We start from the raw sequence: 21930 nt of genomic DNA on the forward strand, positions 1-21930 counted from the left end.
CGAGAGCAACTTGCAGGTTTGGTGTAAAACGTTCATTCTCTCACCTTATTTATTGGAGAAGAGAATTTCTATTATGGTATTAAAGATTACGGCACTACTGGAAAATCAGGTTTTTGCGCCCTACAAAACGGTTTTGACGGGTAAACCCGGGCTGAGTTTACTGATTCAGGATCAAGATACTACAATCCTGTTTGACACTGGGCCAGATGGTAGCTTTATTGATAACGCAAAGAAATTAAATATCGACTTATCTAAGGTTTCAGCGGTTGTGATATCACATGGCCATTTTGACCATTGCGGTGGGCTGCCTTTTTTCTCTACTGATGCTAAAGTTATTTGCCATCCTGAGGTTAAAAATGAAAGATATTATGGTTGGGTAATCACGGACAACAAAGCACTTACATTCAAAAAATTATCCAAACAAGTTGATTACGGAAAATTTGATACTTTTTTTTCAAAGGGTGAGACTTATATTAATGATAAATTTATCTATTCAGGAGAAATAAAAAAAGAAGAGAATAAACGCTATGGCGTTATTGTTGGAGAAAAAGATGAAGGAAAATATTCTCCTGATTTTGTCAAAGATGAAGGTGTTTTAATTTATAAATCTAGACATGGGTTAATTATTTTTATTGGATGTGGGCATCGTGGTGTTATTGAAATTATCAAATTTTGTAAGCAGATAACGGGCATTGATCAAGTTTATGCGGTTATTGGTGGGCTACATTTACGTTATGCTTCGCCGTTTAAACTATTGCCTATCAGAAAGTACATCAAAAAAGAAAATATACAGCATGTTTATGCTTGCCACTGTAGTGGTATGTGGGGGAAGTTATGGTTACCTAATGCTAAAAGTCTTTCTACTGGGCAGTCAATTGAGATTGATTAATGTTATTCTATTTTTAGATAAAAAATGATGCTGCTATATTAAAATAACAGCATCGTCTTTAAAGTTTGTTGCATGAATAACGTTATTCATGGAGCCCAAAGGAAATATGCCAATAAATCCTGTATGGTTATATTTTCAACTTACTGAGGCCACTTCATTTCACCTTTCAATACCTTGGCACTCAGCTCAAGGCTGGATTCATCAGCAAGGTTTGGATAGTGTTTCTTCATGGCTGCAATCAACGCCTCTGAATCTTTGGCTTTTGGTAACTCTTTTTCCAGTGTGGTCAGATACTTTTGCGTAAATGTGACTGATTCCAGCGTCATCGGTGCACTACCCACATAATGGCCAGGTACAACAGTGTCAGGTTTCAGGTTTTTGATGCGATCTAATGTCTGCATCCAGTGCTGGCGTGATACTTTGGTTTGAGTATCTGCAATCCATACATGGATATTGCCAGAAACGGTGACGCCGCCAACAACAGCTTTCAATTTAGGCACCCAAACGAAAGTACGATCTGCGGCTGGGCCATCTAAACCTTCCACAATCAGCTTTTCACCGTCAACGGTGAAGGTATTTCCTTTCAGTGGCTCTGGCACAATAACCTTTTTCGGGGCCTGATCTTGCAGAATGCCACCCCAATATGCCAGTTTACCGTCTTTGGTTTCATTGATGGCTTTGATGGTTTCAGGTGAAGCGATCACTTTGGCTTCAGGGAAAGCGGTCGTGATCACATCAAGACCAAAGTAAAAATCAGGATCAGACTGGCTGATATAGATCGTTGTCAGTTTTTTTCCGGTTTGCTGGATCATTTTGACCAGCGCTTGGGCGTCACTCTTTTTAAATTGCGCGTCAATCAGAACAACTTCATGGTCACCACTGATGATTTCAGAAGAAACAGGAAATATGCCGGTTTCACCTGGATTGTAGATATCTAACTTGAGATCGGTTGCTTGAGCCAGTGATGCCATTCCCAGAGAAAGGGTCGCCGCCAGAGCGATATTTAATGTTGTTTTGCGAGCCATTATTGAATTCCTGTATCAAAATGTTTATTTGCTTGAATGGCACGTATAATAAGTTGCATATTTCGATTTAAAAACCGCAAAATCTGCAATTATTTGTTGCATATATCGATCTAATTACGGCAGGGGATAAACAGGCAGAATGGATAGGATCACGGCAGCACAGGTTTTTGTCACGATTGTGGAGCAGGGGAGCTTGGTTGCGGCGGCGGAACGGCTTGATATGTCACGGGCAATGGTGTCGCGCTATCTGGCTGAAATGGAGAAATGGGCAGGTGTTCGTCTACTGCATCGTACAACACGTAAAATCAGTCTGACTTCGGCAGGAGAAAACGCTTATCAGCGCAGTCTAAAGTTGTTGGAATTAGCGGAGACAATGCCAGTTCAGCAATCACTGGAATCACAAACCCTGAGAGGGCTGCTGAGAGTGAGTTGTTCTCAATCGCTGGGTACTAGCGCGTTGTCTGTTGCTATTCCTGAATTTATGCGCAGGTATCCACAAATTGCCGTCAACTTACAAATTAACAACAAAGTCATCAACTTGATTGAAGAGCGTATTGATTTAGCGATTCGCATTACTAATAATTTGGAACCGAATCTGATTGCCCGTCCATTATCCATTTGTCATTCTGTTGTTTGTGCGGCGCCCTCTTACTTAGATGGAAAAATTATTCCGCAGAAACCCACTGATTTAGCCTCACATAACTGCCTGACATATAATTTTTTTGGCAAAAGTTTGTGGCTGTTTGAAAAACAGCATGAGCAGTATTCAGTTCCTGTCAGTGGTACGCTTAGTGCCAACGAATCAACAGTACTGATGGAAGCGACATTACAGGGAGCAGGCATTGCCATGCAGCCTCATTATTCTGCTGCTCCGTATTTAATGTCTGGGCAGTTGGTTGAGTTATTGCCGGATTATCAACCTCAGGCAATGGGGATCTATGGTATTTATGCCAGTCGTCAGAATATGCCGGTTACTTTGCGGGCATTGTTGGATTTTCTGGTGGACTGGTTTGCTAATGCACCCCACTGGCAGCAGTTAATGTTGAAAAGCTAATGCCAATTTTCTCGGAAACAGGCCGGTCTGTTGTTTTAAATGGGTAATGAATATTTCGACGGGTTCCGAGAATGGCCGATGTATGGGCTTGATTAAACTGACCGTGAATGGGATGTCTATGCTGAATGGCCGGACGCAGATCCCCGCATTCTTATCCAGATAATCCAAGGCAGTCAGGGGATTCACGACAGACATACCGATACCTTCACTGATCATGGCACAGATTGAAGCTGCGCTGTGAGTTTCCATGATCATATTGCGATTGACATGATGTTCGCTAAATATGGTATCGATGAGCTGCCTGTAACTATCTGTTATCGACAGGCTGATAAATTTTTGCTCATGAAAATCTTCGGGCATCAGTCGTGATTTTTGACTGAGTGGATGACTGGCAGGGAGGACGCAGACTTCATTCAAGGTAATCAACGTTTCTTGCTCAGTACCTGCGGGAGCCTGCAAATGTTCGGTTAAACCGATATCGTGGCGTTGTGCTGAAAGCCATTCCTCCAGCAGTGGGGATTCTTGCGGGACGATGGTCAGTTTCGCTTCCGGATAGCGTTGAATAAAACTATGGCAGGCTTTTGGCAGTAAAGATTGGGAAAACACCGGCAGGCAGGCAATGGAAAGCTGTGCATGTTCAAATTGACGAATGCTTTCTGCTGCATTGAGTATCCTCTCCAGCCCATAATAAGAACGCTGGACTTCTTCAAATAACCGCAATCCCTGTGCCGTGGGAAATAAACGCCCTTTGATCCGATCAAATAACCTGAATTTCAGCAACTGTTCAAAACGCGCGAGCTCACGGCTGACAGTGGGTTGCGAAGTTTTCAACAATACCGCGGCGTCAGTCAGGTTTTTGGTGGTCATTACTGCATGAAAAATCTCAATGTGTCGCCATGAACAAGAGTGCATAATTTCATCTCTTTAATACGGATTGCTATTTCATCATGGTTAATGCGCTATCTACATAACATGATTAGTTTGAAAAACAATCAAAACGATATCATAAATAAATAGACTATAGCTAAATAGATATTTTTCTTCCTGCCTTATTGCTGTCAATAATGAAGCATCTGCTGGTCTTGTGAGAAATTTCAATGACGACATCAACTTTTACTGGTTTTTCAGGAGAAAACTTTACTCCAGAGAATCTGCTTCGTTTGCCCGTTGATTACGGAACACCATTATGGGTCTATGACAGTGACATTATTATTCGAAAAATCAATAAATTAAAACGATTCGATATCATTCGGTTTGCACAGAAAGCCTGTTCCAATACCCATATCCTGCGTTTGATGAGAGCACAGGGAGTAAAAGTGGATGCGGTGTCATTAGGGGAAATTGAACGGGCTCTTTACGCTGGATATCAGCCCGGCCGTGATCGATCCGAAATTGTGTTCACGGCGGATTTGATTGATGAAGCAACACTTAATCGAGTGATTGAGTTGGATATTCCAGTCAATGTCGGTTCCATTGATATGCTGGAGCAGATGGGTACACGTCAGTCGGGTCATCCTATCTGGCTGCGCATTAATCCGGGATTCGGTCATGGTCATAGTCAGAAAACCAATACGGGCGGTGAAAACAGCAAACACGGGATCTGGTTTCAGGATTTACCGCTGGCGATTGAGAAAGTCCGCCAATATGGGCTGAAATTGGTGGGACTGCATATGCACATTGGTTCTGGAGTGGATTATCAGCATCTTGCCAATGTATGTAACGCTATGGTGGAACAAGTCATATTGTGCGGTGAGGATATTCAGGCCATTTCAGCAGGAGGCGGATTATCAATTCCTTATAAAATGGGTGACGAAGTAGTGGATACTGAACACTATTACAGTCTGTGGCATGAAGCTCGCCAGCGCATTGAACAGCACTTGGGGCATCATGTTGAACTGGAAATTGAACCCGGCCGTTTTCTGGTGGCTGAATCAGGTATTTTGATGGCTGAAGTGAGGGCGGTGAAATCAATGGGGAACCGTCATTATGTGCTGGTGGATGCGGGTTTCAGCGATTTGATGCGCCCAACGATGTATGGAAGTTACCATCATATTTCTGTTTTGTCGGTGGATAGCAAACATATTGATGAGGCTAATTCGCAGGATGCTGAGTTACATGAAACGTTAGTTGCAGGGCCGTTATGTGAATCCGGTGATGTGTTTACCCAATCAGCAGGTGGGGATGTTATACCGCGTTTGTTGCCTCGTGTTCGTGTAGGGGATTATTTGATTTTCCACGACACAGGCGCTTATGGTGCATCTATGTCTTCAAACTACAATAGCCGCCCTTTGATCCCCGAAATCTTATTTATTGATGGTGATGCCCGCTTGATTCGACGTGGGCAAACAATAGAAGAATTGCTGGCATTGGAAGCGGTATAAATAAAATACGGGGCATTTTTTGTCCCCGTATTCTCGATGACTTATATTGTTCGGTCAACATCAAGCGGCTTTAGTCTGATGTTGACTTTCAGGCTTTTTTGCTGAATGAGGTACAGCAAATGCATCCGGCTCAAACTCATCAACATTGATTGAACGCAGCCGGCTATTTTCCGCACGTTTCAGGATATCCGCTTCTTCTTGGGTGATCTTGTGATCCGCCAATGCACGTTCAGCTAACTGATCCAGACGTGTGAAGCTCAGGTTTTTGCCTGCTTCGCGGCTTAAGCGTGTATGAATGGGTTCTGCGGCAATGATATCGTGCAGAGCTTCTTCCAATAACCCGTGAGGATTATGCTCGCTTGGTGTCAGATATTGCCCACGACCAATCCGGCTGCGCGTTGCGGAAGGTGTTTGTAATATCTGAGCCAGTTTATGATCCAATTTATCAGACGGTGCAGTATGTGAACGGCCCAATGGGAACACCATCACTCGCATTAAACCAGCAACCAAACGGTTAGGGAAATTGCGCAGTAAATCGTTCAGGGCCTGCTCTGCCTGATACAGGCTATCTTCTACCGCCCATTGTAACAATGGCAGATCTTCTTTCTGACGGCCTTCGTCTTCATAGCGTTTCAGGGCTGCTGTAGCCAAGAAGATTTGACTCAGAATATCCCCAAGACGAGCTGAAATGCGTTCACGGCGTTTCAGACTGCCACCCAATACGCCCATTGAAACATCAGAGAGCAGGGCAAGGTTAGCACTTAGACGGTTGATGTGCTGGTAGTAACGGCGAGTTGCATCGCTGACTGGCGTACGGCTGGTTCTGCCATTAGTGATGCCAAGCCACAGGCTGCGTAGGGTATTGCTGGCAACATGGCCCAAGTGGCCAAACAGGGCTTTATCAAAGGCTTTGACATTGTTATTTTCTGCAGAGGCTATTTCAGCCAGTACATAAGGATGGCAGCGGATCGCACCCTGACCAAAGATGATCATGCTACGAGTCAGGATATTCGCGCCTTCTACGGTAATAGCAATGGGGGCACCCTGATAGGCACGGGCAAGGAAGTTGGATGGGCCAAGACAGATGCCTTTACCGCCAGCGATATCCATTGCATCAATAATCGAGCGTTGCCCTCTGTGGGTACAGTGGTATTTCACAATAGCAGACAGAACCGCAGGTTTTTCACCTAGCATAATGCCGCCTGTAATCATCGTTGCCGCGGCATCCATCAGGTAAGTATTACCTGCAATACGGGCCAGTGGCTCTTCGATACCTTCCATTTTGCCAATCGGGAGTTTGAATTGGCGACGAATATAGGAGTAGGCACCGATTGCCATAGCTGCACTTTTCAATCCACCTGTTGCGTTGGATGGCAGGGTAATACCACGGCCGACCGATAGACATTCAACCAGCATACGCCAGCCTTGGCCTGCCATTTTCGGTCCACCAATGATGTAATCGATAGGAACGAAAATATCCTTACCGCGGGTTGGCCCATTCTGGAATGGAACATTCAGTGGGAAATGGCGGTTGCCGATTTCAACCCCCGGGGTACTAGTGGGGATTAAGGCACAGGTTATACCCAGTGATTCGGTATTCCCGATCAAATGTTCAGGATCATACAATTTGAATGCTAATCCCAAAACAGTCGCGATAGGAGCAAGGGTGATATAGCGCTTATTCCAGTTCAGACGCATACCGAGCACTTGCTCGCCTTGCCACTCACCCATACAGACGACGCCAGTATCGGGAATCGCTCCGGCATCTGAGCCTGCTTCTGGGCTAGTCAAGGCAAAGCAGGGGATTTCTTCGCCACGGGCAAGGCCGGGAAGGTAATGTTTTTTCTGCTCATCTGTACCATAGTGCTGTAATAATTCACCCGGCCCCAGTGAGTTTGGAACACCGACAGTAATCGCCAGAATACCAGAGACACCAGACAGTTTTTGTAGTACTTGTGATTGGGCATAAGCTGAAAAGTCCAGGCCACCATATTCTTTCTTGATGATCATGGCAAAGAAGCGATTTTCTTTCAGGTATGTCCAGAGTTCTGGCGGGAGATCCGCTAATTCATGGCTAATTTGGAAATCATTTGCCATGCGGCAGGCTTCTTCCACAGGGCCATCAATAAATGCCTGCTCTTCAGCAGTTAACTGTGGCTTCGGATAGTTATGCAGTTTTTTCCAATCAGGATTACCACGGAACAGCTCACCTTCCCACCAGGTTGTTCCTGCATCAATGGCTTCTTTCTCTGTTGTAGACATGCTTGGCATGACTTTACGGAATGCTTTTAAGCCGGGTGCAGAAAATAGAGATATACGCGTTGGTGTGAAGATAAGGGGGAACAGAATAATGGCAAGTGGTAATAGTAGCCAGTAACTCCAAAGACCCGTTATGCCCATGACGAGTGTATAGGCAACAAGTAGCAGGCTGCTGGCAGCCAGGCTGACTTTGCGGTAACAAAGCCCGCCAATCAAGACTAAAAACAAAATAATGCTGAGAGCGGTCATAGTAAAAACTCCTGTTAATCTCAGGTGAGACATCAGAGGTCTGACCTGTTGTGGTGTTCTTCTTTTTAGATGAGGAAAACGTATTTATCAATATATTTACATCTTAATTACAATGTAGCTCACAAAGTCATTGCAGTTTGCGGTGTGATAATTTCACGGAGATGTGATGGCATCTTCTTTCGAGAGAGGGAATCCGTTACACTGATCGGCAGATTTTATTAATTCCTAAGACCGTTCAGGAGTATGAGTCCCATGTATCAAGATCTGATCCGCAGTGAGTTGTCTGAAGCCGCAGATACGCTGGCTAAATTCCTTAATGATGATGCAAATATTGACGCTATCCAACAAGCAGCCGTTTTGCTGGCTGATTCATTCAAAGCAGGGGGAAAAGTACTTTCCTGTGGGAATGGCGGTTCACATTGTGATGCCATGCATTTTGCGGAAGAACTGACTGGTCGTTACCGCGAAAATCGTCCGGGCTATCCGGGTATCGCGATTTCCGATCCGAGTCATTTATCCTGTGTGAGCAATGATTTTGGTTACGACTATGTATTTTCTCGTTATCTTGAAGCGGTAGGGCAGAAAGGCGATGTACTGCTGGGTATTTCGACTTCGGGTAACTCCGGCAACATTATCAAGGTGATTGAAGCAGCCCGTGCGAAAGGCATGAAAGTCATTACGCTGACAGGCAAGGATGGCGGGAAGATGGCAGGAACGGCGGATGTTGAAATTCGTGTACCGCATTTCGGTTATGCAGATCGCATTCAGGAGATCCACATCAAAGTGATTCATATCTTGATTCAACTGATTGAGAAAGAAATGGTAACAGCCTGATTGTAGTGTGTTAGAGGTAGGTAATGTGCGAATTACTTGGCATGAGTGCCAATGTGCCAACAGATATCGTTTTCAGTCTGAGTGGGCTCATTCAGCGTGGAGGGTATACTGGCCCCCACAAGGATGGTTGGGGGATCACCTTCTATGAAGGGTTGGGATACCGGACGTTCAAGGATCACCAATCCAGTTATCATTCACCTGTTGCTCGCTTTGTTCAGAGCTATCCGATTAAGTCAGAAGTTATTGTCTCTCATATCCGTCAGGCGAACCGAGGCAATGTCTCTCTGGTCAATACCCATCCGTTTACCCGTGAGCTATGGGGAAAATATTGGACTTATGCTCACAATGGGCAATTGCAGGGATACCGTAACCTGAAAACAGGCAATTACCGGCCGGTCGGTGAGACAGACAGTGAATGGGCATTTTGCTGGATACTGCAACAGTTATCGATCAAGTATCCTAAGCGGCCTTCCAATTGGCCTGCGGTATTTCGCTTCATTGCCTCGCTGGCAGGTGAGCTGAGGAAAAAAGGGGTTTTCAATATGCTGCTGTCAGATGGGCAGTTTGTCATGGCCTATTGCTCGACCCAATTGCATTGGATCACCCGTAGGGCACCTTTTGGCATGGCGAAATTGCTTGATCAGGATGTTGAAATTGATTTTCAGCAACATACTCATCCTGATGATGTGGTGTCAATGATTGCTACCCAGCCTTTAACTGGTAATGAAGATTGGCAACGTATTGAACCGGGGTGCTATGAGTTATTTCACCTTGGTGAACGCATAGTTTGAGTTGATTTACTGAAGAATGACGAACTTTCGGGTTTCACGCTAACAATATATTGCCCGTTTATTATGCTGATAGTGGTAAGTTTGCCATTTTTGGCAAAGTATTCATAGGCGGGCTGTAATTGAGCCCAAAACGAATAATTATCGTTATTACGATAACGCTGTATATTCTGTTGCGTCATCCTGAAAGGATAAATATTTATTTTGATTTCATCCTGTCCGTAAGATATTGCACTTTCTGCATATCGGTAGATTTCATCCATATAGCGATCGGTCATGGCATAGCAGCCAATGGATTTACACCCTCCATGAATCATTAAGTTATTACCAGAATAGCCTCGGAATTTATCAAATTCATTGGGAAAGCCCAGATTAATCGCTCGATAATAGCGGCTATTGGGCTTTAACTGTTTAAGGCTAACATGGTAAAAACCTTCGGGACTTTTGAAATCACCTGTCAGTGTCTTAGGGCCAAGCCCTCCAGAGTAATTACAGATAGGGTAACTTTGAGCCAATTGGTAATGGCCTGTGTTGTCTTTCGTATAAAGTTCAAGCACTTTTTCTTCCTTGAATATTTGAATGAAAATCTCGGCACCAAGTTGTTTCAGCCGGAGTCGTTCATTGGGTGACTGGAGCCACGATGGAGTGCTTTGCGCCAGAGCAGAACAGGGCATATGAAATAACAGAAATAGTGAAAGATAAAACGCCGTTTTTTTCATAACAGAGCCGTATAAAAGGATAACAAATTTAATGAAATATCGGATTGAAAGTTGCCATGTATTGACAATGAGCTGAATACAAATATAGCAGCGATGTTTGGCATCTGTGAAATGGTGGAGCGACCAATAAATGCTCTGTTATCGGGAAAGATGAGGCTTTAGTTCGTCTTTATCGAATGATTAACGATTTAGCAGAGAAATTATTCTTATTTGCTTGAGCTGAATCACTCGATTAATCAGACAGCTTGTGAGGGGAGATGTTAGAATTACCGTCGGCGAAAATTAAGAGAAAATTGTAACGATTATCGGAGTGAATAACTTGAGACATATGCCGCTCAAGGCGTTTTTTATTACTGAAGTCGCTATATTACCCAAGGAATACCTCAGGGTAATCTGTAGCATATGATTTAACTGATAAACTTGTGCAAATCTTATGATTAAAATTAAAAAAGGACTCAACCTCCCAATAGCAGGAGCGCCTGCCCAAGTTATAGAAGATGGTCCGACAATTCGTCATGTTGCTTTATTAGGCGAAGAATATGTTGGAATGCGTCCTTCTATGCTGGTTAAGGAAGGTGAGCATGTCAAAAAAGGGCAAATTCTTTTTGAAGATAAAAAGAATCCAGGGGTTATTTTTACGAGTCCCGCTAGCGGGAAAATTATTACCATCGGGCGTGGTGAACGCCGTGTACTTCAATCTGTTGTGATTGAGGTGAGTGGTGATGAACAAGTCATGTTTGATCGCTATGATCGCGCAGAACTTGCTGGCCTGACTCGTGAACAGGTGGAAAAGAACCTGCTCATATCTGGGCTGTGGACGGCATTACGTACACGTCCTTTCAGTCATTCTCCTGCTCCCGGTTCCACACCAAAGGCAATCTTCGTTACTGCAATGGATACTCAGCCATTGGCTGCCGATCCATTAGTCGTTATTGCGACGCAGGAAGAGGCTTTTGTTGATGGCCTGAATATTCTGTCAACATTGACAGAGGGAAAAGTCCACGTCTGTCATGGCGCTGGAAATATTCCAAATGCAGGAAACAACACTCAAATTACTTACAATCAATTTGCGGGCCCACATCCGGCAGGTCTGGTTGGAACTCACATTCATTTCATTGAACCGGTCAGCGTGAAGAAAAGCGTGTGGCACTTGGGGTATCAGGATGTTATTGCCATTGGTAAGTTATTCACAACCGGTGAGCTTTATACTGATCGCGTCGTATCTCTGGCGGGCCCGCAAGTTAAATCACCACGCTTAGTACGTAGCCGTCTGGGGGCTGATTTGCAGGAATTGACGCAAGATCAGCTGAAAGAAGGTGAAAACCGTATTGTTTCTGGTTCTGTACTGTGTGGTACAAAATCAGATGAAGTTCGTCATTATCTTGGTCGTTTCCATACCTTGGTCTCTGTTCTTGCTGAAGGCCGTGAGAAAGAACTGTTTGGCTGGATTGCACCAGGAGTTAATAAGTTCTCGATTACCCGTACCACGATTGGTCATTTCCTGAAAAATAAACGTTTTGCCTTCTCAACCAGCACGAATGGCGGGGAACGCTCTATGGTGCCAATCGGCAACTATGAGCGGGTGATGCCACTGGACATCATGGCAACGCATTTGTTGCGCGACTTGCTTGCAGGCGATAGCGACAGTGCCCAGGCATTGGGTTGCCTGGAACTGGATGAAGAAGATTTGGCATTGTGTACTTATGTTTGCCCTGGCAAATATGAGTACGGTCCGGTACTGCGTGACGTGCTGACTAAGATTGAGCAGGAAGGGTAATTCATGGGCCTGAAAAATTTATTTGAAAAAGTAGAGCATCACTTTGAGGCCGGCGGCAAACTGGAAAAATATTATCCTCTGTATGAGGCAGTTTCCACCGTCTTTTATACTCCGGGAACAGTAACGCGAGGACGTGCCCACGTCCGTGATGCCATCGATCTCAAACGCATGATGATTTTGGTATGGCTATCTGTTTTTCCGGCAATGTTCTGGGGAATGTATAACGTCGGTAATCAGGCGATACCCGCCCTGACTCATTTATACAGCGGAGAAGCATTACAGCAGATTCTGGCTTCTGACTGGCATTACGTGGTTGCTCAGTATCTTGGTGCATCACTGACGCCGGATGCTGGCTGGGGCAGTAAAATGTTGCTGGGTGCAACCTATTTCCTGCCAATTTATGCCGTTGTGTTCGCGGTTGGTGGCTTCTGGGAAGTTCTGTTTGCCATGATCCGCAGGCATGAAATCAACGAAGGTTTCTTTGTCAGTTCCATTCTGTTTGCGCTGATTGTTCCTCCGACATTGCCATTATGGCAGGCTGCTCTGGGGATTACTTTCGGTGTAGTGATTGCGAAAGAAATCTTTGGTGGTACGGGTCGTAACTTCCTTAACCCGGCGTTGGCTGGCCGTGCCTTCCTGTTCTTCGCTTACCCTGCTCAGATTTCAGGAAATATGGTTTGGACTGCGGCTGATGGCTTTTCCGGTGCGACACCATTGTCCCAGTGGGCAAATGAGGGTAGCCACGGCTTAATGAATACCATTACCGGCCAGCCGGTCACATGGATGGATGCTTTCATTGGTAACATCCCAGGATCAATTGGTGAAGTCTCCACTCTGATGATTTTCATCGGTGGTGCCATCATTCTGTTTGCCCGCATTGCCTCATGGCGCATTGTTGCCGGCGTGATGGTCGGGATGATAGCGATGTCTAGCCTGTTCAACGCAATTGGTTCCAGCACTAACCCAATGTTCGCTATGGAGTGGTACTGGCACATGGTGCTGGGTGGCTTTGCTTTCGGCATGATCTTTATGGCGACTGATCCTGTATCTGCTGCATTCACGGATAAAGGGAAGTGGGCATACGGCATTCTGATTGGTGTCATGTGTATTCTTATCAGAGTCGTAAACCCAGCATATCCGGAAGGGATGATGTTGGCGATCCTGTTCGCTAACCTGTTCGCGCCACTGTTCGATTATCTGGTCGTGCAGGCCAATATCAAGCGGAGAAAAGCCCGTGGCTAATGAGAAACCAAAAAATAATGACAGCGTTGGTAGAACGTTCCTCGTTGTTTTTGTGCTGTGCCTTATATGTTCGATTGTGGTTGCAGGGTCAGCCGTAGGCTTGAAAGCGCAGCAACAGGAACAGAAGCTACTGGATAAGCAGCGCAATATTCTGGATGTAGCGGGTTTACTGAAACCCAATATGACTACAGCGGAGATGAAAGAAACCTATAGCAGCCGCATTCAACCTGAATTGCTTGATTTGAAGACGGCAACGCTTGAAAAAGGCGATGGTAAATTTGACCTGAAAAATGCCCTGCGTAGTGATGAAACCAGTATGACTCTGTCATCGGAACAGGATCTGGCGAGAATCCACCGCCGCGCTGATATGGCAGAAATCTATCTGGTGAAAGATGATCAAGGCAAAACCACCGAGCTGGTGCTGCCAGTATATGGTTCTGGCCTGTGGTCAATGATGTATGCATTTATTTCTATTGATGTGGATGGCGTAACCTCTCGCGGCATTACTTACTACTCTCATGGTGAAACACCGGGCTTAGGTGGCGAAGTGGATAACCCGCAATGGCGCAGGCAATGGGTGGGTAAAAAACTCTACAACTCGCAAGGTGTTCCGGCGATTAAAATTGTTCGCGGTGGTGCTGGCGATAACCCTTACGGTGTAGATGGCTTGTCTGGAGCGACTCTGACCTCCAACGGTGTTCAGCATATGTTTGATTTCTGGCTGGGTGATAACGGTTTTGGCCCATTCCTGAAAAAAGTACGTGAGGGAGCCTTGAAAGATGGCTGATAGTAAAGAGGTAAAACGCGTCCTTCTTGGGCCGCTGTTTGATAATAATCCAATTGCATTGCAGGTTCTGGGAGTGTGTTCGGCACTGGCTGTCACCACCAAGCTGGAAACTGCGCTGGTGATGACGATTGCTGTGACATTGGTGACAGCATTTTCTAGCTTTTTCATTTCATTGATTCGTAATTACATTCCCGGCAGTGTGCGAATCATTGTACAGATGGCGATCATTGCATCGCTGGTTATCGTGGTAGACCAGATTTTGCAGGCCTATGCCTACGAAATCTCCAAACAGTTATCTGTGTTTGTGGGTCTGATCATCACCAATTGTATTGTGATGGGACGCGCTGAAGCCTATGCCATGAAATATCCACCCGTTGAAAGTTTTATGGATGGTATCGGCAACGGCTTGGGATACGGTGTCATTCTGTTGTTGGTGGGTTTTTTACGTGAACTGTTTGGTTCAGGAAAACTGCTCGGCATGACGGTGCTGGAATCTGTCAAGAATGATGGCTGGTATCAGCCGAACGGTCTGTTTCTGCTGGCACCGAGCGCATTCTTCATCATTGGTATGCTGATTTGGGGTCTGCGGACTCTGAAACCTGCGCAGGTTGAGAAGGAGTAACAGACAACATGGAACATTATATTAGTTTGTTTGTCCGCGCCGTCTTTATTGAGAATATGGCGTTAGCTTTCTTTCTCGGTATGTGTACGTTTCTGGCGGTGTCAAAAAATGTGAAGACAGCTTTTGGCCTGGGCGTTGCTGTAACTGTTGTGTTGGGGATTTCTGTTCCTGCCAACAACCTTGTCTACAATCTGGTACTCCGCGATGGCGCCTTGATGGATGGGGTTGACCTGAGCTTCCTGAACTTCATCACCTTTATCGGGGTGATTGCTGCACTGGTACAGATTCTGGAAATGATCCTCGATCGTTATGTGCCTGCACTGTATAACGCGCTGGGGATTTTCCTGCCGTTGATTACCGTGAACTGTGCGATTTTCGGTGGTGTTTCTTTCATGGCACAGCGTGACTATAACTTCAGCGAATCCGTTGTATATGGTTTCGGTTCAGGTATGGGCTGGATGCTGGCAATTGTTCTGATGGCCGCGATCCGTGAAAAGATGAAATATGCGGATGTTCCAGCAGGTCTGAAAGGATTGGGGATCACCTTTGTCACCACCGGATTGATGGCATTGGGCTTTATGTCCTTCTCCGGCGTGCAGCTCTAAAGGCGAGAAGAATTCATGGATATAATCATTCTAGGCGTAGTAATGTTTACCCTGATTGTGTTGGCGCTGACGGCTATGATTTTGTTCGCAAAATCAAAGTTGGTGAACACCGGGGATATTAAAATTGAAGTCAATGGCGATGAGGAGAAAAGCTTTACGGCTCCTGCTGGCGACAAATTGTTGAACATGCTTTCCAGTCAGGGGGTTTTCGTTTCCTCTGCTTGTGGCGGCGGTGGCTCCTGTGGTCAGTGTCGTGTGAAAATTAAGGAAGGCGGTGGTGACATCCTGCCAACTGAGCTTTCTCACATCAATAAACGTGAAGCAAAAGAGGGTTGTCGTCTGGCATGTCAGGTTAACGTTAAGCAAGACCTGAAAATTGAATTGCCAGAAGAAATCTTCGGCGTCAAAAAATGGGAATGTGAAGTTATCTCTAACGATAACAAGGCAACATTCATTAAAGAATTGAAGCTGAAAATTCCTGACGGAGAAGTAGTGCCATTCCGTGCAGGTGGTTTCATTCAGATTGAATGTCCTCCGCACGTAGCCCGCTATGCGGATTATGATGTCCCAGAGGAATATCGTGAAGATTGGGATAAATTTAATCTGTTCCGTTATGTTTCTGAGGTAAAAGAACCGACTGTCCGTGCGTATTCAATGGCGAACTACCCAGAAGAGCACGGCATCATCATGCTGAACGTGCGTATCGCCACGCCGCCGCCAAGAAATCCAGACGTGACACCGGGTATTATGTCCTCTTACATCTGGTCATTGAAAGCCGGTGATAAAGTGACAATTTCCGGTCCATTTGGTGAATTCTTTGCAAAAGATACCGAAGCGGAGATGGTCTTCATCGGTGGGGGCGCAGGTATGGCACCAATGCGTTCTCATATCTTTGATCAGCTCAATCGTCTGAATTCCAAACGTAAGATCAGCTTCTGGTATGGTGCGCGTTCCAAACGTGAAATGTTCTATACCGAAGATTTCGACCAGCTTGCGGCAGAGAACGAAAACTTTAACTGGCATGTGGCCCTGTCTGACGCCTTACCGGAAGATAACTGGGATGGTTACACCGGCTTTATTCATAATGTCCTGTTTGAGAACTATCTGAAAGATCATCCTGCCCCAGAAGATTGTGAGTTCTACATGTGTGGGCCTCCGGTCATGAACGCTGCGGTCATTAAGATGTTGAAAGACCTTGGCGTGGAAGACGAAAACATCATGCTGGATGATTTCGGTGGTTGATGGTTGTAACACGTTGATTTAACGACAAGCGCCCACACTTTGTGGGCGCTGACGATTCAGAAAGAGTAAGTTATGCTGAGTAAAAAAATTATCCATTGGGGTGTGCTGATGTTTGCGGTTTTGCTGCTGTCAGCCTGTGGTGGCCCCGAACAGCAAAATCTGAGCGGGCAAACGATGGGGACTTATTACTCCGTCAAATATGTTGCTGACTCATCGATACCTTCCCCTGAAAACCTGCAAAAAGAGATTGATCGGCTGCTGGAAGAAGTAAATGACCAGATGTCCACTTATCGGCCAAATTCTGAATTAAGTCGTTTTAATCAAAGCCGTGAAGTCAACACACCTTTTCTGGTATCCGCCGCTACGGCCAAAGTGGTCAAGGAAGCCATTCGGATCAATCAACTGACGGATGGTGCTTTGGATGTGACAGTGGGGCCATTGGTGAATCTGTGGGGGTTTGGGCCGGAAGGGCGAATTACCAAGGCGCCGACGGATGAAGAACTGGTCATGCGTCGTGCGTGGACGGGTATCGATAAATTGTCTGTTGAAGGCAATAGCCTGATTAAATCTATCCCTGAACTTTATGTCGATCTTTCCTCCATCGCCAAAGGCTATGGGGTTGATGTTGTGGCTGAATATCTAGCCTCCCAGAACATCAAAAATTATATGGTTGATATTGGCGGAGAAGTACGCACACTGGGTAATAATGGCAAAGGCGCTCCGTGGCGGATTGCCATCGAAAAACCATCGGATAGTGGCCTTGAACAGAAGGCTCAAGAAATTATTGAACCGGGTAGTATGTCTATTGCAACATCGGGTGATTACCGCAATTATTTCGAACAGAATGGAGTGCGTTATTCTCACACCATTAATCCCAAAACGAGCAGGCCTATCACCCATAATCTGGTTTCAATTACCGTTATTGCCCCGACATCCATGAGTGCAGATGGCTTTTCTACGGGGTTGGATGTATTGGGGCCAGATAAGGGAATGGAAGTGGCTGAGACGCTGAATATTCCCGTCTTTATGATTGTCAAAACCCAAGATGGCTTTGAAGAGCGCTATAGTTCAGCCTTTAAGCCATACATACAACAGAAGAAATGAGGAGGAAAGGTTATGGAAGTCTTTATTGCAGCCTTTATCTTTTTCTTGTTGGCTTTTGCAGGAATGGCACTGGGCTACATTTTTAAGCGTAAAAGTATTCAGGGAAGTTGTGGTGGTTTGGGGAGTATTGGTGTGGAGAAAGTTTGTGATTGCCCAGAACCCTGCGATACTCGTAAAAAACGCCTGGCAAGGGAAGCTGCTCGTCATGAGAAGCTGGAAAAAAACCGAATTTTTTGAGGGTGTTTTTGCGGTCAAACAATTTTTAGCTAAAAAATGCGACCCGCTGTCAGATACACAGCGGGTTTTTGTTGGCTGTTCAGATGATGTTGAGAGAGTGACATTTGCTGTGAGCCTGCTGTAAGTAATTTTTCACGGAGCTCATTGAAACATCCAAATTCTTTGCGACTTCTTTATAGCGCATACCTTGAAGTTGCGTGAGAAGAAATGCCCGTCTGGCTTTTTTTGGCAGCTCATCAAGCGTCTTATCTATTTTTTCCAACTGTTCTAGCAGTACAAGCCGATACTCTGACGAGTTTGTTGTCGTTTTCGCCATCGTGCTGGCATATTCCAGATAATTGTCTTCGAGCTTTTTCCGTCGATAGTAATTGGCGATAGTTCTACGGGCTATCGTAATTAAAAAAGCTCTGGGGTGGCGGACATTTTCAAGATCTGCCGACTGCATCAATTTGATGAAGGTATCATGGGTGAGATCTTCTGCATGGTTGGGGCAGACATTATTCTGCCTGATCCAGCTGCATAACCAATGGTGGTATTCGAAATAGAGTTTCTGGGCTATGTCATTGTGCCCGCATGTGCTTTTTTGTACCGCCATGATGATACTGCCTGAAGGGGTAGGATAAATACGATAATGATTATTATTTTCATTTATGGATTGAAAGTCAACGCAGTATTGCAGGCATAATCCTCTTAAAAATTAACAGGGTTATACTCTTCATCTTTCAAGTTGCAGCCAACAAAGCTGCAACTTGAAATCTATTGGTAGTTGATTGATTGAATATCAGTTAAAACTGCTGTGAAATGCTGAATTTGAAATTACGGCCAATCCCTGGGATCGTTCCCCCTAAATATGGGGAGTAATCGCGGTTAAATAGGTTATCGACAGTGACTCTAGCTTCAAAGCCTTTCATATAAGGCGGGCGCCAGTTGGCAAACAACCCGTGCAGGGCATAACCTTTGCTGGTTGGCAGAGACCAATAACTCGCTTTTGGATCCCCATCTACAGGGGAACGATCCTGTTTGCGGATAAAATCACCTTTCCAGCCCATAGACATCTGCCATTGTGGGATCTTAAATCCTAACATTGCATGTGCAGAAGTGGGTGGGATTTCAGCAATCCAGGTTTTTTGTCCTATCCACGGATCACGCATAGAAGCATCACGCTGACCGCGCATGGTGGAGAAAGAAAGTTTTCCGAATAACTTATTGCTATCGTAGAACGTTTCTATTTCCAGTCCCTCAATGGTATATCCCGGCAGATTACGATGATTTGCTATCGGTTTTTCACATGAGGTGGGTGATGCACCGTCAGCCTGAGCTTTACAGTAAACACCACGAGTTTTGAAAATTTCATCTTTGCCACGGTTACGGAACAGGGTAGTGCGAATTTGCAGGCTGTCATTCTCAAGCATCAGGTTATCGAAATCGAGAATGGCACCCAGGCGTATGCCAGTCATTTTTTCTACTTCAAGATTGCGGCTGGAACCCGGAAGGCTGGTTTTATATGACTGAACTTCATATTGCTCATCGACTACTGGTGCCCGCCAAGTACGGCTGATATCAGCAAAGAGCGAAAGATTTTTGTTTGTCCGCCACATAATACCCAAATGAGGAGACCAGCCAGCATAAGTTACACCACTATAATCATGGTTTATTTTAGGTGATGTGTTGTTATACCTGGGTGCTTTATTTTCTTCACCAATATTCTTTATATGATCGTAACGGACGCCCGGAGTTACGGTTACACTTCCCAGTTTCAAAGAGTCCTGCATATATATGCTGTAAATTTGTTGTTCTCCGGCTGGCATATAGTTAGGTTGGTAATAACCGTAATTAAATTCTTGGTCATTAACTGTATTTTTATCGAACATTAAGACATCACGATCGTTCTTATGCCAGCGAGTTCCTACTAATAATTTGTGTTCTATACTGCCTGTTGAAAACACGCTTTTGTTGTTGATATCGACCATCGTATCGATATATTTAACCCAACTTTTTTGTCCCATAAGCCCCGCTGAAGTAGGTTTTATATCTTTGTTATCAAGGCGACGATCGTTTTGCTTGGTTATGGAATAGGCAGACGTGAGTGTCAGATTGAGCCATGGATTATCTTCTGGCGCAATATTCCATTTGGCGGAGTAGTTCTGGTCGATCTGATCACGAAAAACTAGTTTTCTTTTCCATGCCTCATTCCAACCATATCTTTCTATATCACTGGCGGATGGAGCACTTATGCCATCCCGCTTGGCAGCCCACGGTTGCCAGCCATCTGACTCAGAACGCATGGCTGAAAAACTCAATGTATGAGTATCATTGGGATAAACATTCGTTTTCCATAAATAGGAGGTCTGGTTATTTTGTGAGTATTCAAAATGTGTTCCATCAGGACGCTTAATATTGTGACCATCGCGTTTACTGACATATAAAAGCCCATCGACAAAACCATTGGGATCTCTGCCGAATATGGTGCCACTATTAATCCATTGTCTATCATTGGTGTGATAGCTCTGTTTGATCAAACCTCTAAAATTTTCATCGGGACGTAATAAATCGCCGGCATCTTTGGTGACAATCTTAACGGAGCCACCAAATCCACCATTGCCATTCAACAAATTGTGCGGGCCTTTATCAACATCTATACGCTTGATTAATTCAGGCTCAATAAAGATGGAACCCTGGAGATATTTCTCAAATCCTTTTGGGGCGTCGTCCAGCGTGATTTTGATATCTTCTGACTCACCCATGCCCCAAATATTCAAAGTTTGTCCACCGGGACGTGGAGAACCAGACATAGAAACCCCAGGTAGTTGATCCAGCAACTGAGCAACATTATCTGCCTGAGTGCGTTCAATATCAGTTTTCTTTAGCACGGAACTACCGGCACTGATGCTGTTGTGTAAACTACCTACAACTGAAAGCGATGGTAATTTAACCACCTCATTTTGCTTTTCAGATTTCTGGTCAGATGGATTTTCAGCGGCTAAAACTTGGCTGGAAAATGCACTACCCAACACTAATGTACCTGAGAATGTACTTCTTAAAATTTTTCGAATGATGGCCATAATTGGGCGTTTTCCTAAATTTTGACTATTATTTGCCATAAATTTCCTGAAACATAACTGAATGAAATATTGCATTGTTATAAGTCACCTAAGAAATCAAATCGGGTAAATAAAAATGAGAATTATTTTTATAAGCATGTTTTGAGAAGTGTTATGGAGATGAAATGCACTGTGATAGATCATGTTGTCTGACATTTTTACGGGTTTACTGCTGGATGATTGAAATGATTATCCGTGTCGTTATGCCTTCTCAATTGCTGACTGCGTTGGCAGTGAGATCAAAGTGCTTATGGGATGTTGTGGCACCAAACGGTCAGAACACTCATTGGCGAGGTCATTTCTGTAAGTGCAATTTCCTTAAGTACAAGGGGTTAGTCAATGAAGAAAAAGATTCTCAGTTCTCTGATTTTTGCAGGTATCGTAGCATTGCTTGCTGGTTGTGATGATGGTTCCCAAAAAGTGGAAGACTCTACCCAACAAGCTGAAGAAAGTGCTACCCAGATGAAAAATGACGCTGAACAGAAAACCACTGGAATAGTGGATAGTGCTAAGGAAAAATCACAGGAAGTGAAAGAAGGTGCCATGCGTGAAGGTCATAGTCTGGTAGATAAGTCTAAGGAAGTACAAAATCAGATAAGTCATTCTGCCAATCACCTGGCCGATCAGGTGAAATCTAAAGCGGCAGATGTGCAAAATGAAGTCACGAAGTCTGTGAATGATACGCTGGATAAGGTGAAAACCAAAACGGATGATATACAGCATCAAGCCACCGATAAGGCTAACCAGCTTAAAGATGATGTGAAATCAAAGGCGGAAGAAATAAAATCTGATGCCAATAAGCAGGCTGATGATTTTATCAATAGCTTCAAAAATGACGGCGATAAAACAGAGGAAAGTTAATTCTGCGATTTAATATCCTGTCAGTAAAAATAAATTAATACTGAAGGGCGACCTGAAAAAGGTTGCCCTTATTTTTCCTCTGTTATCAACTTGACTTAGCTATCTGCTCACCCGTAATTTAATACCCATTCTGCAAATCACATTCAGGACATAA

Annotated in this window: 20 protein-coding genes; 14 read left to right on the forward strand and 6 right to left on the reverse strand. The window is 44.7% G+C overall.

Translation table 11 applies throughout. The features are described from left to right. The first annotated feature begins 73 nt into the window (after positions 1 to 73). Positions 74 to 889, forward strand: a complete 816-nt coding sequence (locus NXS07_RS04055; RefSeq protein ID WP_258086203.1) for an MBL fold metallo-hydrolase — start codon at positions 74 to 76, stop codon at positions 887 to 889. A gap of 140 nt (positions 890 to 1029) precedes the next feature. Here the strand turns inward: NXS07_RS04055 and NXS07_RS04060 are convergent, their stop codons facing one another. After that, positions 1030 to 1914, reverse strand: coding sequence for an MBL fold metallo-hydrolase (locus NXS07_RS04060; protein WP_258086204.1), 885 nt, complete (start codon positions 1912 to 1914; stop codon positions 1030 to 1032). 139 nt (positions 1915 to 2053) lie between these two features. Here NXS07_RS04060 and NXS07_RS04065 point away from each other — a divergent pair, with 139 nt between their 5' ends. Continuing rightward, entirely contained in the window at positions 2054 to 2968 is a 915-nt protein-coding gene (locus NXS07_RS04065; RefSeq protein WP_258086205.1) for a LysR family transcriptional regulator, read from the forward strand. Here NXS07_RS04065 and NXS07_RS04070 read toward each other — a convergent pair. After that, a complete protein-coding gene (locus NXS07_RS04070) occupies positions 2951 to 3880 on the reverse strand; it encodes a LysR family transcriptional regulator (RefSeq protein ID WP_038192460.1) in 930 nt (309 codons plus the stop codon). The genes NXS07_RS04065 and NXS07_RS04070 overlap by 18 nt on opposite strands. 185 nt (positions 3881 to 4065) lie before the next feature. Here NXS07_RS04070 and lysA point away from each other — a divergent pair, with 185 nt between their 5' ends. Then, a complete protein-coding gene (gene lysA / locus NXS07_RS04075; RefSeq protein ID WP_258086206.1) occupies positions 4066 to 5349 on the forward strand; it encodes a diaminopimelate decarboxylase in 1284 nt (427 codons plus the stop codon). Between the two features lie 60 nt (positions 5350 to 5409). Here lysA and fadE read toward each other — a convergent pair whose 3' ends face one another. Continuing rightward, positions 5410 to 7857, reverse strand: coding sequence for an acyl-CoA dehydrogenase FadE (fadE, locus tag NXS07_RS04080; protein WP_258086207.1), 2448 nt, complete (start codon positions 7855 to 7857; stop codon positions 5410 to 5412). Positions 7858 to 8109: 252 nt separating this feature from the next. Here fadE and lpcA point away from each other — a divergent pair, with 252 nt between their 5' ends. Next, entirely contained in the window at positions 8110 to 8691 is a 582-nt protein-coding gene (gene lpcA / locus NXS07_RS04085; RefSeq protein WP_258086208.1) for a D-sedoheptulose 7-phosphate isomerase, read from the forward strand. A 23-nt stretch (positions 8692 to 8714) separates the two neighbouring features. Next, complete coding sequence (locus NXS07_RS04090; RefSeq protein WP_038218678.1) at positions 8715 to 9482, forward strand: class II glutamine amidotransferase; 768 nt, start codon at positions 8715 to 8717, stop codon at positions 9480 to 9482. Here NXS07_RS04090 and NXS07_RS04095 read toward each other — a convergent pair. After that, entirely contained in the window at positions 9458 to 10198 is a 741-nt protein-coding gene (locus tag NXS07_RS04095) for a L,D-transpeptidase family protein (protein ID WP_038218677.1), read from the reverse strand. The genes NXS07_RS04090 and NXS07_RS04095 overlap by 25 nt on opposite strands. A 433-nt stretch (positions 10199 to 10631) precedes the next feature. On the opposite strand from NXS07_RS04095, the gene NXS07_RS04100 reads away from it, so the two are divergent. The 8 genes from NXS07_RS04100 to nqrM all read left to right on the forward strand — a co-directional run bounded on the left by NXS07_RS04100 (position 10632) and on the right by nqrM (position 17814). Next, entirely contained in the window at positions 10632 to 11975 is a 1344-nt protein-coding gene (locus NXS07_RS04100) for a Na(+)-translocating NADH-quinone reductase subunit A (RefSeq protein ID WP_046337332.1), read from the forward strand. 3 nt (positions 11976 to 11978) lie between these two features. Then, on the forward strand, positions 11979 to 13217 hold the full coding sequence (locus NXS07_RS04105) for an NADH:ubiquinone reductase (Na(+)-transporting) subunit B (RefSeq protein WP_238126120.1): 1239 nt from the start codon (positions 11979 to 11981) through the stop codon (positions 13215 to 13217). Next, complete coding sequence (locus NXS07_RS04110; RefSeq protein WP_038194180.1) at positions 13210 to 14004, forward strand: Na(+)-translocating NADH-quinone reductase subunit C; 795 nt, start codon at positions 13210 to 13212, stop codon at positions 14002 to 14004. Before NXS07_RS04105 ends, NXS07_RS04110 begins: the two co-directional genes overlap by 8 nt. Further along, on the forward strand, positions 13997 to 14626 hold the full coding sequence (locus tag NXS07_RS04115; RefSeq protein WP_038194182.1) for an NADH:ubiquinone reductase (Na(+)-transporting) subunit D: 630 nt from the start codon (positions 13997 to 13999) through the stop codon (positions 14624 to 14626). Before NXS07_RS04110 ends, NXS07_RS04115 begins: the two co-directional genes overlap by 8 nt. 8 nt (positions 14627 to 14634) lie before the next feature. Then, positions 14635 to 15231 (forward strand): NADH:ubiquinone reductase (Na(+)-transporting) subunit E, encoded by a 597-nt coding sequence (nqrE, locus tag NXS07_RS04120; protein WP_012989677.1) that lies wholly within the window; start codon positions 14635 to 14637, stop codon positions 15229 to 15231. A gap of 15 nt (positions 15232 to 15246) precedes the next feature. Then, a complete protein-coding gene (gene nqrF / locus NXS07_RS04125; RefSeq protein WP_238126134.1) occupies positions 15247 to 16473 on the forward strand; it encodes an NADH:ubiquinone reductase (Na(+)-transporting) subunit F in 1227 nt (408 codons plus the stop codon). A 72-nt stretch (positions 16474 to 16545) separates the two neighbouring features. After that, a complete protein-coding gene (locus NXS07_RS04130) occupies positions 16546 to 17577 on the forward strand; it encodes an FAD:protein FMN transferase (RefSeq protein ID WP_258086209.1) in 1032 nt (343 codons plus the stop codon). Positions 17578 to 17589: 12 nt separating this feature from the next. Beyond that, positions 17590 to 17814 carry a (Na+)-NQR maturation NqrM gene (gene nqrM, locus NXS07_RS04135; protein WP_258086210.1) on the forward strand — a complete coding sequence of 75 codons (225 nt, stop codon included), beginning with the start codon at positions 17590 to 17592 and terminating at the stop codon, positions 17812 to 17814. Between the two features lie 79 nt (positions 17815 to 17893). On the opposite strand, the gene NXS07_RS04140 is transcribed toward nqrM, so the two are convergent. Beyond that, positions 17894 to 18409 carry a sigma-70 family RNA polymerase sigma factor gene (locus tag NXS07_RS04140; protein ID WP_038221817.1) on the reverse strand — a complete coding sequence of 172 codons (516 nt, stop codon included), beginning with the start codon at positions 18407 to 18409 and terminating at the stop codon, positions 17894 to 17896. 190 nt (positions 18410 to 18599) lie between these two features. Next, positions 18600 to 20915: a TonB-dependent hemoglobin/transferrin/lactoferrin family receptor gene (locus tag NXS07_RS04145; RefSeq protein ID WP_258086211.1), complete on the reverse strand. Its 2316-nt coding sequence runs from the start codon at positions 20913 to 20915 to the stop codon at positions 18600 to 18602. Between the two features lie 339 nt (positions 20916 to 21254). Here NXS07_RS04145 and NXS07_RS04150 point away from each other — a divergent pair, with 339 nt between their 5' ends. Then, positions 21255 to 21776 carry an apolipoprotein A1/A4/E family protein gene (locus NXS07_RS04150; RefSeq protein WP_258086212.1) on the forward strand — a complete coding sequence of 174 codons (522 nt, stop codon included), beginning with the start codon at positions 21255 to 21257 and terminating at the stop codon, positions 21774 to 21776. Positions 21777 to 21930: the final 154 nt, after the last annotated feature.

The organism is Xenorhabdus bovienii (genome assembly GCF_024721015.1).
In the GTDB taxonomy this organism is placed as follows: domain Bacteria; phylum Pseudomonadota; class Gammaproteobacteria; order Enterobacterales; family Enterobacteriaceae; genus Xenorhabdus; species Xenorhabdus bovienii.